Source organism: Ruegeria sp. BC1 (assembly GCF_056539305.1).
Map to the genome: position 1 here is coordinate 528,010 of NZ_JBQFUT010000001.1, position 14,179 is coordinate 542,188.

Genomic DNA, 14,179 nt, shown 5'->3' on the forward strand with positions numbered 1-14,179 from the left:
ACTGTCGAGGCATTCATGATCAAGAAACTTCTCCCCATTCACATCCTGGCCGCTGCCCTTTGGTGCGGTGCCGCAATTGCTCAGGAAGCTTCACAGGATAGCCAAACCCAGACTGAAACGCCGCAGACCGAAACTGGGAGCGATCTGGACTTGGGCGAAAGCGGCCCCCGTGTCGGCGAACAGTACGCGAAAGAAGAATCCGGCGACTGGACTATCACGTGCCTCAAGACAGCAGAGGGCAATGATCCCTGCCTGCTAAGGCAGATACTGACAGGGCAAGATGGCCAGCCAGTCGCAGAAATTTCCTTGAACAAGCTTCCCGAGGGTACTGCAGCTGTTGCAGGTGCAAGTCTGATAGTTCCGCTTGAGACTCTCCTACAGGCGCAAATCGCGCTTTCCATCGATGGTGCGCCCGGCAAGCGCTACGATTATCACCACTGCAACCCGATTGGTTGCGTCGCGCAGTTGGGATTTACCCAGGGTGATATCGACGCGATGAAAGCAGGTAGCAAAGCAACAATCTCACTGGTTTCAGTCCTTGCGCCTAGTCAACTGCTGCAACTTGATATGTCGCTGGCTGGCTTTACCACCGGATTCGACAAGCTTGAGATCCTGCAAAACTGATACCACGCCCAATAAAGAAAACGCCGCCGGTCTGAAACGGCGGCGTTTTCTTTTATTCCTTACCCTAAGTTTCAGGCCCTTTTAAGCGCCAAAACCGCATTCAAACCACCAAAGGCAAATGCATTGCTCAAAGCAACGTCAACCTTGGCTTCACGGGCGTCATTGGGCACAACGTCCAACGCACATTCCGGATCCGGTTCTTCATAGCCAATCGTCGGGGCGATCACGCCATCACGCAGCGCCATGATACAGGCCAGCAGTTCTACTGCGCCGGTTCCGCCAATCAGATGTCCATGCATGGATTTGGTGGACGAGATCATCAGATCATCCGCGTGTGGGCCAAAGACATCAGCTACTGCCGCGCATTCGGTTTTGTCATTCGCAGCCGTACCAGTTCCGTGTGCGTTAATATAGCCGACCTGTTCCGCATTCAGGCGGGCATCGGCCAAAGCGCCCGCCATGGCCCTTGCCGCCCCCTGTTTGCTGGGCATGACGATATCGGACGCGTCGGATGACATCGCAAAGCCCGCAACTTCACATAGAATATCGGCCCCCCGAGCCCGAGCGTGTTCATATTCTTCAAAAACGAAGATGCCCGCGCCTTCGCCCTGCACCATTCCGTTTCTATTGGCGCTAAACGGACGGCAGGCGTCTTTGGACATGACGCGAAGACCTTCCCAAGCTTTTACGCCTCCAAAGCAAAGCATGGATTCAGAACCACCGGTGACCATGACCGGCGCCGCACCGCTGCGAACCATTTGAAAAGCCTGTGCCATTGCGTGATTGGACGACGCGCAGGCGGTCGATACAGTGAAGCTTGGACCTTTGAGGTTATGCTCCATGGACACATGACTGGCCGCGGCGTTGTTCATCAGTTTTGGAACAACAAATGGGTGAACGCGGTTTTTACCATCCTCATAGACCGAACGGTAATTGTCATCCCAAGTCGAAACGCCGCCGCCTGCGGTTCCCAGAACCACACCGGAACGGGCAGCAAGGTCACCGTGAAATTCGATCCCGGATTGCTCAATCGCTTCTTTTGCTGCTGTCAGTGTGAATTGGGTAAATCGATCGTACAGGCTCATCTGTTGACGATTGAACCGGCCTTCCGCCTCAAATCCGCGAACCTGACCGCCGATTTTGATGGAAAGCCGCTCAACATCACGGAATTCAAGCTCGGAGATGCCGCAACGCCCTTCGCGCATAGCCTCAAGCGTATCGGGGACGGAGTGGCCCAGCGAATTGATCGTCCCGGCCCCGGTAATGACAACGCGTTTCATAGTCTTATGTCAGACCTTTTCCGACACAAGCTTTTCGATACCCGCGATGATCGCTGCAACGTTCGATATGTCGAAATCGCTGGCCGACGGTTCGTTGGCATTGAATGGAACCGAGATGTCAAACTCTTCTTCGATGGCAAAGATGCTTTCGACCAGCCCCAGGCTGTCGATCCCCAGATCCTCGAGCGTACTTTCGGGCGTGACGTCCGAAGGCTCCAGCACGGCCTGCTCAGCAATGATTGCGATGACGCGGTCGGTGATGCTCATGTCGATCCTCTGATTGTCAGGTTGAGGATGATTTAATCGCTCTGCGGCTGTTTGAAAACAGCCTTTTTCAACGCCTCTACGTCACGTGCCATGCGCGGCAACCTGCGCTGTGCCTTATAAACGTCTGTATGCGTTTCCATTTTGATGCCGGGATAACCCATGATCACGCGGCCAGCTGGCACGTTGGAAAGGATCTTCGTGCCCCCACCTGAAATTACGCCATCCCCGATAAAGATGTTATCGACAACTCCGGTCTGGCCACCCAGAACCACACTGTTGCCAATTTCGACCGAGCCGGACACGCCGGTTTGCCCACACAGAAGGCAATCCTGCCCCACCCGCGTGTTGTGGCCAACGTGTACAAGGTTATCCAGCTTTGAGCCATTACCGATACAGGTGTTGCGGATCGTTCCGTTATCGACAGTGCAATTCGCACCCACCTCTACATCATCTCCGATTTCAACAGCGCCAAGCGAGTGAATCCGCAACCAGCTTTGCGCCCGCGCGTCGCCTTGATCGCCCATTGTCTTGCGGGCGTTTTCTGCGCCAGAGACCTCGGGCGTGACGAAACTAAAACCGTCCCCACCGATCCGTGCGCCGGGTTGTGCGATAAAGCGATCACCGATCTGCGCTCGGGCACCGATGCTGACCATCTCGCGCAGCGTTGCATCGTCGCCTAATACAGCATCCATGCCGATTACGCAGTGTGCACCGATGACCGCATTTCGGCCGATACGAACCCGAGCGCCAATGACGGCCAGCGGCGCGATAGATGCACCTTCACCTATTTCTGCGGTTGGGTCGATCACTGCGGACGGATGAACACCTGGTTCAACACCCTGTCCACGATCCAGCATCGCTGTGATCCCGGCCATTGCCATGCGTGGCCGAGGCACGAAAATCGCTGCCGCCAACCCCATGGCCTGCCAATCTGCGCCTTCCCACAAAATAGCAGCCCGAGCGGAACCGTCGTTCAGTGCTCCGGCATATTTGGGGGACATGGCCATTGCCAGATCGGACGCTCCGGCATTTGCGGGTTCGGCCGCGCGCTCGATGATCAGGCTGGTGTCACCCTGGGATTCGGCGCCAAGGGCGTCGGCGATCTGCTGAATGGTGTACTGCATGTTCAGGCTTTCCGGTTTCAAGACCTGCCCCGGTGATTACCCCTGAACGTCCGGCAGGGCTACCCCTGCTTTTTGCAGAGCTTCCCAGATTTTCCGATCCCGGTCGTAAACGTCCCGACGGTACTGTACCTGCCCTTTTGGCCCAATATAGGCGGTGCGATAGATCAGATGGACCGGAACGTGCTGCTCCAAATGTACCGTGGTCTCCTTGCCGGTGGCCAAAACTCGCTGAAAAAAGGCTTTGGGATTCTCTTCCTGCTTGGCCAACAACGCATAGGCGAAATCAAATGGGTCTGCCAACCGAATACACCCGTGTGAGAAAGCACGTACCTCACGCGCAAACAGACTTTTCTGAGGCGTATCATGTAGATAGATGTTGTACTTATTAGGGAACATGAACTTTACCAACCCCAGTGCATTCTTGCTGCTCGGTGGTTGACGCATCGAAAACGGAAAATTCCGCGCGTTGAATTGTGTGAAGTCCACTGCCCCGCGGTTGACCTGACGACCACTGCGGTCGGTGATCTGGATATGGCCGACAGCGTTGGGATTTGATTGCAGCTTTGGCAGATATTCCTTGGTGATGATCGAGCGCGGTACATACCAACTAGGGTTGATGACCATATGCTCCATCTCATCCGAAAACTCCGGGCTACGCCGGTCATGCGTGTTCTTTCCGATTACGGCACGCGTTTCGAATGTGACCAATCCGTCGTCCACGATCTTTGCCGAGAAATCGGCCTGATTCACCAGAATGTGCCGCTCACCCCGCTCACGCGGCAACCAGCGCTCACGTTCGAGCGCAACATAAACCGCCCTGAGGCGATCAGCAGCACTGCGGTTGAGCTCGGTGATCGTGCCTTGCCCAGCTACGCCATCCGGTTCCAGACCATGATCAATCTGAAACTTCTGAACCGCTGCCAAAAGCTCATCGTCAAAGTTCGGGGTAGCAGTGGGGCGAAGATACCCCATGGAAACCAACCTATTGCGGAGCTTAATTACATTAGAACCAGTGTCGCCGTATTCCAGCTTGGCGACAGGCACAGTCGGCCCCCAGCCACCCTGTTTGACTAGGTTTTCAAGGACCAGCTTCTGTTTCATCAAGGCGCGATATTGGGATGACTGTGGGGCAAGTTGATCGAAATACGCAGCATTTTCATTGGATATCAAACCCTGCAGGTGATCTTTTGCAGATACCCTCTGGACCTTTCGAACAAGCCCATCGTCGATTGAGGATGGTCGCAAAGCCCCTGACTGCAGGTTGCGTGCGTATTCGACAAAAGCACGGCTCAGCTTGATTTCAACCGCGCCTAAATCGCGGGTTGTTCGCGCAGCCTGCATCTGGTCCACAAGTGACTGTACGCTGTATTTGCCCTGCGGCAATCCGTGAACGTCAGCCGTGGACAACGCCCGGATCAACCGCGCGCGCCGGGCTCTATGTTCCGACGAGTCACCCACCCAAACCGGAGAATACTGGTTCTCTCGGTAAAACGCTGCAACTTGCGACCCCGTCGGTGCATATTCAGCCACAGCCATCTGGAACGCTGTGTCCGACGAAGTATCAGCGTTGGAAATACCGGCAGATGCTACAAAACACGCCGTTAGAACAATTCCAGTACGTGTACGAATACCTGAGAACATAAGATGGCCTTGTTTATTCTTTATTTTAAGCCGCCAGAGAGCGTGCCGATCAAATATGATTGTGCCCTGGCCGGCTTGTCTATTCACAAAGTTATCATTTCGGCGCTTCTATCTGTGCGTGATGCCTGTTTGCATCGGCCAACTTAAACACGCCGCTAATTACTTCATGAGTATACGTAATCGCATCATCTGCGCAAAAAACTGCCGAAAATTCCCCCTAGAAATGGTGAATTTGAAAGACTTGTTGGCGGATGACTCCGTCTGTGGCATAAATCCCGCATCTGGGATGGGATAAAAAATTAAGAACGCGCGCGTAACATCGTGTGCAGGCAGGAACAGTACGGGACGAAACTAAAATGACTATGAGCAGTACTTCGGGCTTGACCCGGCGTGCCCTATTGGGCGCATTCGCAGCTACAGCAGTCGTGGCAGCACCGACTTATTCCAATGCAGCAGGGTTTCTTCGCGGTGGCGGAGACATTCGTCGTATCCGCATGTACTCTGGTCGCACCGGTGAGCGTATCGACATGATCTATTGGGTCGATGGCAAATACATCAAAGATGCCGTGAAGGAAGTGAACCACTTCATGCGCGACTGGCGCACTGATCAGGTCAAGGACATGGACCTGCGCACCATCGACATCATGGCCGCATCACACAACCTGCTGGACGTTAATGAGCCATACATGCTGCTGTCGGGCTATCGCTCGCCGCAGACCAACGCAATGCTGCGTTCGCGCTCGCGCCGGGTTGCCAAGAATTCATTGCACATGAAAGGCCAGGCGGCCGACTTGCGTTTGTCATCACGTTCCGTGTCGCAGATGGCTAAGGCTGCTATGTCCTGTCGCGCAGGTGGGGTTGGCAAATACTCGAGGTCAAATTTTGTCCATATGGATTGCGGTGAAATCCGCTCTTGGGGCGGTTAACTTCTAGCAGCCCCAACTCTTATGATGGTCTCAGGGCAATCCGTATAAGAACTCTCTCAACAACTATGCGCCCTTCGGACAGTTATTGAGGTAACCATCTCTACGTATTCGTCAGGGAAAAAAGATTCCTCAAAAATTGTGGAGTCGCATCTCCACGTATGACTGCAATTTACCCAATCCACGACTGTTTTTGCCGCCAAAGTCTGGCAGATTTAGTGGCGCTCTTCTTCTTTTGATCGGGATCAGCCGTCTACATCACCAGAATCCAACGCAAGACGGTGAAACCTTTGCCGTCTCATCGCGCATGCAAGGCTTAAGAGTACAAAAATGATTGTAAGCGATTGAATTGGATGGCGCACCTGAGAGGATTCGAACCTCTGGCCTCTGCCTTCGGAGGGCAGCGCTCTATCCAGCTGAGCTACAGGTGCCTTGGCCGTTAGCTAACCTTGTTCCGATCCGGGTGCAACTGCAAATCTGCCCGGATCGGATAGGATTTAAGCAAACAGATCATGCGCCAGTTCCAGCGCATCGATCAGAGTATCGACCTCTTCCTTGGTGTTATAGAGCCCAAAGCTCGCACGGCAGGTAGCTGTAACACCGAAGAAATCCATCAGAGGCCCGGCACAGTGATGTCCCGCGCGAACAGCAACGCCTTTCTTGTCGAGAATGGTCGAAACATCATGCGCATGCCCCGCTCCGTCCATTGTAAAGCTGAAGATGGCAGCTTTGTCCGGCCGCGTGCCCTGTACCTGCAGCCAATTCAGGCCGGTCAGGCGTTGCAATGCATAGTCGCGAAGCGCGCCCTCATGTGCGGCGATGTTTTCCATCCCCAAATCCATCATGTAATCCAGCGCGACACCCAAACCGATAGTCTGCACGATTCCAGGCGTTCCGGCCTCGAACTTCATTGGGGGATCGTTGTAGATCACCTGATCTTTGCTGACTTCTTTGATCATATCTCCGCCACCAATGAAGGGGCGCATTTCCGCCATGCGTTCGGATTTTATGTAGATGGCGCCTGAACCCGAAGGACCATAGAGTTTATGCCCGGTGATGGCATAGAAATCACAACCGATATCCTGCACATTGACCGGCATATGCACAGCGCCCTGGCTGCCATCGACCAGCACCGGAACACCCTTTGCATGCGCGCCTTCGGTGATGGCCTTCACATCAACGACGGTTCCCAGCACGTTCGAGCACTGGGTCACGGCGACTAGCTTGGTCTTGGGTCCAATCGCATCGATCACAGCCTGCGGGTCCAGCGCCCCGTCCGGGGTGATATCCACCCATTTCAGCACAACACCCTGACGCTCACGCAGAAAATGCCAAGGAACGATGTTGGCGTGATGCTCCATTACGCTGAGTACAATCTCATCCCCGGCCTGCAGGTGCGGCATAGCCCAGCCATAGGCCACAAGGTTTATCCCCTCGGTCGTGCCCGAATTCAAGACGATCTCATCTTCGCTTGCAGCGCCCAAGAAGCGGGCAATAGTTCCCCGGACTGCTTCGTATTTCTCGGTCGCCAGATTGGACAGGAAATGCAGACCGCGATGCACGTTCGAATACTCTTCGGCATAGGCGCGGGTTACGGCATCGATAACGACCTGAGGCTTCTGGGCCGAGGCACCATTATCCAGATAAGTCAACGGCTTGCCATTCACCTCTCGCGACAGAATCGGAAAGTCCGAGCGGATTTTTTGCACATCATACATGGTCTTCTTTTCCCTATACCGGAGCACTGGGCGTCAGGGCGAGGACAAATGGCACTGCAATCAAAGCAGACAGCAAAATGACCCCGAACGATTTCCAGAGCGATCCGAATTTGTGGGCTTCATTCAGGAAATGGAGCGTGACGTAAAGGCTCAGCACCGCTGTGGCGAGCAAAAACATCAGCATTAGGAACGGTAAGGCAACCGAAACGACAAGCGTAATTACCAACGCCGCAATCTGCAGAAACTGCAACCAGATCGTCAGGATCAGAATGTCATCGAAGGTTGCAGTGCCACCAAGCATCCGCCCGATAAACAGAAATGCCACGACGCTCAGTAGCATAGCTCCAGCAGAGCGAAGCAGGTTCAGGAATACGGGATCTGTTGGTGGTGCCGCCTGCCCCTCTGGTACAGGAACAAAATGATCGATGCCGACCTGCACCAAGCCATTCAGAACAACCGCCAGGAAAAAGGCCAACCACAAAACCTCTCGGCCAGGGTTCAGAGCCATCAGGCGGCGGGCTGCTTCGGACGGATTGGCCAGAGTTTGCACCGCAAGTTCGCTGATCGAGACACCTTTCATTCAGGATACCTCTGCACCTGTACAAGACCTGAAAGCCAAAACCAGCCAAAGAACCCTACCCAGACAACCCCTACCAGCGTCAGCGCTGGACCCGAGCCGACGAAACCCGCGACAAGCCCATGCAGCAGAACCAATGGTGTTGATGACAGCAAGGCCCAGAACAATGCCAAGCGTGCACCATAGGATGTTCCCCGTCCTCCAACCAACCGGGCCGCACCAAAAGACACAAACGCCAGAGCATAGAAGAACAACGGAAGGATGAAGACGGTACCCAGCAAGGCTCCGCCCATCAGCATATTCAGCTCTAACCCTTCCAGATGGGCACGCCGTGCAAGGCTTGGCATTTGTGCAATGAACGCCACCACACAAAACGCCATGACAAAAACAAGCGCCCGGTCTTCCCGCTGCCCCAGATCAAGAAGCCGGCGCACTACACGCCCCGGCCCCCTGTAAGTGGCCACGATATCTGTAGTGACAGGCATCAGCTGCGCCGCGCCAACCAACCTTCCAGACGGCCCACAATGGCCTCGGCCAGAGAGCTGTCTTCGATCTCATCCACAGCCTCGGCCAGAAAGGCCAGAGTCAGCATGTTGGTAGCGTCCTTGACTGGAACCCCGCGCGACCGCAGGTAGAACAATGCCGTCTCGTCAATCGCACCCGAGGTCGATCCGTGTGAGCACGCTACGTCATCGGCATAGATTTCAAGTTCCGGCTTGGCTAGAAACTGGCTGTCGTCATCCAACAGCAGCGACTGGCTGATCTGATAACCATCAGTTTTCTGCGCGCCTTCTTTCACAAGGATTTTCCCTTGGAAAACGCCGGTCGCGCCATTGCGCAGAACCTTCTTGAACACCTGACGGCTTTCACAGTTCACGGCGTCATGGGTAACAAAAACCGTATCGTCGTGATGGAAATCACCGTCGCCAACACAGGCCCCCGCCACGTGGGCCACCGCATCATCACCAGTCAGTTCAATGACCTGCTCGTTGCGTGTCAGGACGCCGTTCACAGTCAGGGTAAACGACTTATAGACGGATTCCTTACCCAGGCGCGTGAACATATGTGTCGCCGCACGGCGTTCATGATCCCTGCCCTGAGCGCGAACATGGTGCAGCGTTCCGCCATCGGCGATGTCGATTTCCATGCACTTGTTGAATCGCGACGCTGCTGGACCATTCTCAAGAATGGTCACCTCGGCACCGGTTTCAACGCGAACGATGTGATGCAACATCGCATCCGAGGTTTCCGACGCGTGACGGTATATCAAGCTGATCGGCTTGCTCGGCTTGCCCGTCACGTGGATGGCGACGCCATCGCCCGCAAACGCCGTATTCAACGCCGCCAAAGGCCGCTGGACCGGAGTTTGTCCACGCGCTTCAAGAACGCCGTACAACTCTTTGCCCCAATGGATATCTTTGCAGCAGATATCTTCGATCCTGTCGATCGTGACCCCTTCAAGCGACAGATCATCAGACTCGTCGGGGCTGAAGACACCATCAATGAACACGATTTTCAGACGATCCAGATCATGGAACATCAACGGCTCGTCGGATTTGAACAAAGCCGCCTGAGGTGCCTCGGGCGAGATTAACGTATCGGGCCGCGTGTATTTCCAATACTCGTCGCGCCGACCGGGCAGACCCATTTCCAACACTCGAGCCAGCGCACTTTCACGTGCTGCGCGGGTGCATCCGGCATCGGGCATGACCAAACTGGCCAGCCGCGCCTCGGTCGCTGTTTGTTTGACTTCAGGCAGCCCCATCAGTTCACCTCGGCCAGAATGTCGGCATAGCCGTTGTTTTCAACTTCCAACGCCAGATCAGGACCACCGGTTTTCACGATCCGACCATCGGCCATAATGTGCACAACATCCGGTTTGATGTGGTCCAGCAGACGCTGATAGTGGGTGATAACAAGGAACCCGCGCCCCTCGTCACGCAGCGCATTTACACCTTCAGCCACCAGCTTCATCGCATCGACGTCGAGACCCGAATCCGTTTCGTCCAGAATGCACATTTTGGGCTCCAGCATCGCCATCTGCAGGATTTCGTTGCGCTTTTTCTCACCGCCCGAGAAACCGACGTTTACCGGACGCTTGAGCATATCCGCGTCGATCTTCAGCGATTTCGCCTTGGCGCGCACATCTTTCAGGAAATCCGCGGCGGACAGTTCCTCTTCGCCGCGCGCTTTGCGCTGCGCGTTCACAGCGGTGCGCAGGAATGTCATGTTACCGACACCAGGAATTTCAACCGGATACTGGAACGCCAGAAATACACCGGCCGCAGCACGCTCTTCTGGTTCCATCTCCAACAGATCTTCACCGTCCAAAGTGGCCGAACCTTCAGTCACTTCATACCCATCGCGGCCCGACAGCACATAGCTGAGCGTCGACTTGCCCGAACCGTTCGGCCCCATGATTGCGTGCACCTTGCCGGCCTCAACCGTCAGATCCACACCTTTAAGGATTTGCTTGTCTTCTTCTTCAAGCTGCACGTGCAGGTTCTTGATTTCCAGCATTTTTTGTCCTTTTGCGTATCGCAAGGGGCATCCGGCCCCGATAATTTTCTAGCCCAACACTTTGCGGATCAGACGCGCGGCGATCCATCCAAGAACCGCTCCTCCGCCAATCGCCCAGACCGGGTTGATGAAAGCCATGTAGTTGATGTTGACGAAAACCACGCCCAGCAAACCACCCAGAACTGGCAACGCGTATCCCAGCCAGGTCAGCACGTCATCCTTTTGGATGCGGTTCCGCGGTGTCTGCGTCATCAACCGACAGAACCTTCGAGTGAGATAGCCACCAACTGCTGCGCTTCCATCGCGAATTCCATCGGCAGAGCTTGCAGAACGTCCTTGCAGAACCCGTTGACGACAAGCGCCACAGCCTCTTCCTCATCCATGCCGCGCTGGCGGCAATAGAACAGTTGATCGTCGTCAACCTTGGACGTTGTCGCCTCGTGCTCAACCCTGCTCGAGTTGTTTTTGACCTCGATATACGGAACCGTGTGCGCCCCGCATTTGTCACCGATCAACAAGCTGTCGCACTGGGTATAATTGCGGCTGTCTTTTGCCTTGGGATGCATGGAAACCAGACCGCGATAGGTGTTCTGGGCCTTACCCGCGCTGATCCCCTTCGATACGATCCGCGACTTGGTGTTTTTACCCAGATGAACCATCTTAGTGCCAGTATCGGCCTGCTGATAGTTGTTGGTGATCGCGATCGAGTAGAACTCACCCTGGCTGTCATCGCCACGCAGGATGCAGGACGGGTATTTCCAGGTCACGGCCGAGCCAGTCTCGACCTGTGTCCACATCACCTTGGAACGATCACCTCGGCAATCGGCGCGTTTGGTCACGAAGTTGTAGATGCCGCCTTTGCCGTTCTCGTCGCCTGGGAACCAGTTCTGAACGGTCGAATACTTAACTTCGGCATCTTCTTCGACGATGATCTCGACGACAGCGGCGTGTAGCTGCGCCGTATCACGTTGCGGCGCGGTGCAGCCTTCCAGATAGGAGACGTATGATCCCTTGTCGGCGATGATCAGCGTGCGTTCGAACTGACCTGTGTTTTCCGCGTTGATTCGGAAATAGGTGCTCAGTTCCATCGGACAGCGCACACCCGGAGGGATGTAGACGAAAGACCCATCGGAGAACACGGCCGAGTTCAAAGTGGCATAGAAGTTGTCCGATACCGGAACCACTGTACCCAGATACTTTTTGACCAGTTCAGGGTGTTCCTTAATCGCTTCAGAGATTGAACAGAAAATCACACCCGCTTTTTTCAGTTCGGCCTGAAAGGTCGTGCCCACAGAAACCGAGTCGAACACTGCATCCACAGCAACCTTGCGACCTTCTGCAGGTGCGTCTTCTGCCCCCTCAACGCCAGCAAGAATCATCTGTTCTTTCAGCGGGATACCCAACTTTTCGTAAGTTGCCAGCAGTTTTGGATCAACGTCCTCAAGCGACTTGGGTTTTTCTTCCATCGACTTGGGGCGGGCATAATAGTACTGATCCTGAAAGTCGATTTTGGGATAGTGAACCATCGCCCAATCCGGCTCGTCCATTTGGGTCCAGCGGTCGAACGCTGCCAGACGCCATTCGGTCATCCATTCGGGTTCTTCATTCTTTTCAGAGATCAGACGGACGATATCCGGGTTCACGCCCTTAGGCGCGTATTCCATTTCAATTTCGGTTTCCCAGCCATATTTATAGGTTCCGACCTCGCGTACCGCGTCCACGGTTTCCTGATCGACACCTTCTTTTACCTGGGTCTGGTCCAAAGCGGCCATATGACACCCTCCGTCAGATCACGCGGCACGCGCGCGATGCTTTTTCTCTTTCTCAAGCCACGTTTCAGCGAAACGCAGCACGTCTTCTTCCGTTGTCCGAGGGCCCAGCGAAACGCGGATCGCGCTGGCTGCTGTGACCTCATCAAATCCCATCGCGGTGAGAACCGCACTGGCGCGAACCTTGCCGCTGGAACAGGCTGAACCTGCGCTGATTGCAAAACCCGCCAGATCCATCTGCATCACCTGCGTTTCGCCTTTCCAACCGGGGGTGGCGAAGCACAGGGTATTGGGCAGGCGTTCCTGATCTTTCCCGACAAAAATAGTAGATTTAGAACCAGCCTCAAGGGCCTTTTCTAGAATATTTCTAAATTCTTGGATTTGCTCCCAGACCCCGTCGGACAGCTCTTTAGCCGCTGCTTCAGCAGCCGCGCCGAACCCCGCGATTCCAATGACATTTTCCGTACCGGAACGACGGCCCATTTCCTGCCCGCCACCCTTGATCTGAGAGGGCAAATCCGTACCGCGTTTCAACACAACTGCTCCGACGCCTTTTGGGCCACCCAATTTGTGCGCAGAAACAAGAGCCATCTGCGCGCCGAGCCAATTGAAAGCCATAGGCAGTTTCCCAAAAGCCTGGGTCGCATCCGTTACCGCCAAGCCTGTCGGCAGCTTCTGAATGATTCCGGTTTCAGAGTTCGCCAATTGCAAGGTCGATTGTACAGGGTCAAGAATCTGCACCTGACCAGTAGCGGACACAGACAGATCGTCGGTAATCCAGGCCCTTACGGCGTCATGCTCGATGGCCGACCCGTGTAACCCACGACCCGCCAGCGACAGCGCCGCCCCTTCAGTGGATCCCGAGGTAAAAACGATATCAGCTCCATCTGCGCCAAACGCTGCAGCCACCTGGGCGCGCGCACGCTCGACCAGAGCCTTTGCCGCCCGGCCTTCGGCATGTACCGATGACGGGTTTCCGCAAACATCCATAGCTGCAACCATGGCGTCACGCGCCTTGGGGTGCAGCTGGGTGGTCGCGTTATGATCCAGGTAAACACGTTTCATAGATACATCTTTTCCCGCGCAAAACTCGTGCCCGAGCTCATACTCCTAGTCATCCACGACAGCAAACAGGCTCGGTACTGCCGGGCACGGGGCCAGATCGTTTTTGATTACATCGGACAAGCGGGTTTGATGCAGAAAGACGTAGACATGAGCGCTCAGCCCTTCCCACAACCGATTGGTCAGCGATTGCGCCCGGCTGCCAGAGGACGCGCCGGATGCCCCTGCACCCTTCTGCAATGCATCAACGTTTTCATCGACCGCGGCCAACACCTCGACCACGCGAATTTCCGAAGGCGACCGAGTTAGCCGGTATCCCCCGCCTGGACCGCGAACAGAAGTAACCAGTTCAGCGCGACGCAGCTTTACAAACAACTGCTCAAGATAAGGCAATGAAATATCCTGGCGTTCGGAAATTTCACCCAATGTCACAAGGCCATCGCCGGGTTGTAGGGCGATATCGGCCAATGCAACCATTGCATAACGACCCTTGGTCGATAGCTTCATTGTCTTTCCCTCATGGCAGGTTGCGCGCGAAAACATTGACGCCGCCGCTGCCAGTGCGTATCTCCGACTGGCAGTGCCTTGCGCAAAGCATTACAATTAGAACCGTTCTAAGGTGCCTGACGATAACCGTCAAGTATATCCCGGCACCAAGAAGAAAAAGACAGGAC

At 55.0% G+C, this 14,179-nt stretch carries 15 protein-coding genes and 1 tRNA gene; 2 read left to right on the forward strand and 14 right to left on the reverse strand.

The genetic code is table 11. The features are described 5' to 3' along the window. The first annotated feature begins 15 nt into the window (after positions 1-15). The gene (locus ACR0IY_RS02605) at positions 16-624 is read left to right on the forward strand and encodes an invasion associated locus B family protein (protein WP_480670291.1); all 609 of its coding nucleotides are present in this window, start codon (positions 16-18) and stop codon (positions 622-624) included. 71 nt (positions 625-695) lie between these two features. On the opposite strand, the gene ACR0IY_RS02610 is transcribed toward ACR0IY_RS02605, so the two are convergent. The 4 genes from ACR0IY_RS02610 to ACR0IY_RS02625 are packed head-to-tail and all read right to left on the reverse strand — an operon-like array spanning position 696 to position 4,936. Beyond that, positions 696-1,904, reverse strand: coding sequence for a beta-ketoacyl-[acyl-carrier-protein] synthase family protein (locus tag ACR0IY_RS02610; RefSeq protein WP_480670292.1), 1,209 nt, complete (start codon positions 1,902-1,904; stop codon positions 696-698). Positions 1,905-1,913: 9 nt separating this feature from the next. Continuing rightward, positions 1,914-2,171, reverse strand: coding sequence for an acyl carrier protein (locus ACR0IY_RS02615; protein WP_480670293.1), 258 nt, complete (start codon positions 2,169-2,171; stop codon positions 1,914-1,916). Positions 2,172-2,203: 32 nt separating this feature from the next. Continuing rightward, positions 2,204-3,295 (reverse strand): UDP-3-O-(3-hydroxymyristoyl)glucosamine N-acyltransferase, encoded by a 1,092-nt coding sequence (gene lpxD / locus ACR0IY_RS02620; protein ID WP_480671110.1) that lies wholly within the window; start codon positions 3,293-3,295, stop codon positions 2,204-2,206. Between the two features lie 36 nt (positions 3,296-3,331). Next, positions 3,332-4,936: a L,D-transpeptidase family protein gene (locus tag ACR0IY_RS02625; protein WP_480670294.1), complete on the reverse strand. Its 1,605-nt coding sequence runs from the start codon at positions 4,934-4,936 to the stop codon at positions 3,332-3,334. A 356-nt stretch (positions 4,937-5,292) separates the two neighbouring features. Between ACR0IY_RS02625 and mepK the strand changes: the two genes are divergently transcribed. Continuing rightward, positions 5,293-5,862 carry a peptidoglycan L,D-endopeptidase MepK gene (gene mepK / locus ACR0IY_RS02630; RefSeq protein ID WP_480670295.1) on the forward strand — a complete coding sequence of 190 codons (570 nt, stop codon included), beginning with the start codon at positions 5,293-5,295 and terminating at the stop codon, positions 5,860-5,862. A gap of 351 nt (positions 5,863-6,213) precedes the next feature. Here the strand turns inward: mepK and ACR0IY_RS02635 are convergent. The 10 genes from ACR0IY_RS02635 to iscR form a co-directional block, all read right to left on the reverse strand. Continuing rightward, positions 6,214-6,290, reverse strand: a tRNA-Arg gene (locus tag ACR0IY_RS02635). A 66-nt stretch (positions 6,291-6,356) separates the two neighbouring features. Continuing rightward, on the reverse strand, positions 6,357-7,577 hold the full coding sequence (locus ACR0IY_RS02640) for a cysteine desulfurase (protein WP_480670296.1): 1,221 nt from the start codon (positions 7,575-7,577) through the stop codon (positions 6,357-6,359). Positions 7,578-7,590: 13 nt separating this feature from the next. Continuing rightward, complete coding sequence (locus tag ACR0IY_RS02645; protein WP_480670297.1) at positions 7,591-8,157, reverse strand: YIP1 family protein; 567 nt, start codon at positions 8,155-8,157, stop codon at positions 7,591-7,593. Continuing rightward, positions 8,154-8,639 carry a YIP1 family protein gene (locus ACR0IY_RS02650; protein ID WP_480670298.1) on the reverse strand — a complete coding sequence of 162 codons (486 nt, stop codon included), beginning with the start codon at positions 8,637-8,639 and terminating at the stop codon, positions 8,154-8,156. The genes ACR0IY_RS02645 and ACR0IY_RS02650 overlap by 4 nt, the downstream gene beginning before the upstream one ends. Further along, positions 8,639-9,919: a Fe-S cluster assembly protein SufD gene (gene sufD, locus ACR0IY_RS02655; protein ID WP_480670299.1), complete on the reverse strand. Its 1,281-nt coding sequence runs from the start codon at positions 9,917-9,919 to the stop codon at positions 8,639-8,641. Before sufD ends, ACR0IY_RS02650 begins: the two co-directional genes overlap by 1 nt. After that, positions 9,919-10,674: a Fe-S cluster assembly ATPase SufC gene (gene sufC, locus ACR0IY_RS02660; protein WP_480670300.1), complete on the reverse strand. Its 756-nt coding sequence runs from the start codon at positions 10,672-10,674 to the stop codon at positions 9,919-9,921. Before sufC ends, sufD begins: the two co-directional genes overlap by 1 nt. 48 nt (positions 10,675-10,722) lie before the next feature. Next, entirely contained in the window at positions 10,723-10,926 is a 204-nt protein-coding gene (locus ACR0IY_RS02665) for a hypothetical protein (RefSeq protein WP_480670301.1), read from the reverse strand. Beyond that, on the reverse strand, positions 10,926-12,446 hold the full coding sequence (gene sufB / locus ACR0IY_RS02670; protein WP_480670302.1) for a Fe-S cluster assembly protein SufB: 1,521 nt from the start codon (positions 12,444-12,446) through the stop codon (positions 10,926-10,928). Before sufB ends, ACR0IY_RS02665 begins: the two co-directional genes overlap by 1 nt. An 18-nt stretch (positions 12,447-12,464) precedes the next feature. Then, positions 12,465-13,508 carry a cysteine desulfurase family protein gene (locus ACR0IY_RS02675; protein WP_480670303.1) on the reverse strand — a complete coding sequence of 348 codons (1,044 nt, stop codon included), beginning with the start codon at positions 13,506-13,508 and terminating at the stop codon, positions 12,465-12,467. A 45-nt stretch (positions 13,509-13,553) separates the two neighbouring features. After that, positions 13,554-14,012, reverse strand: coding sequence for a Fe-S cluster assembly transcriptional regulator IscR (iscR, locus tag ACR0IY_RS02680; RefSeq protein ID WP_480670304.1), 459 nt, complete (start codon positions 14,010-14,012; stop codon positions 13,554-13,556). Positions 14,013-14,179: the final 167 nt, after the last annotated feature.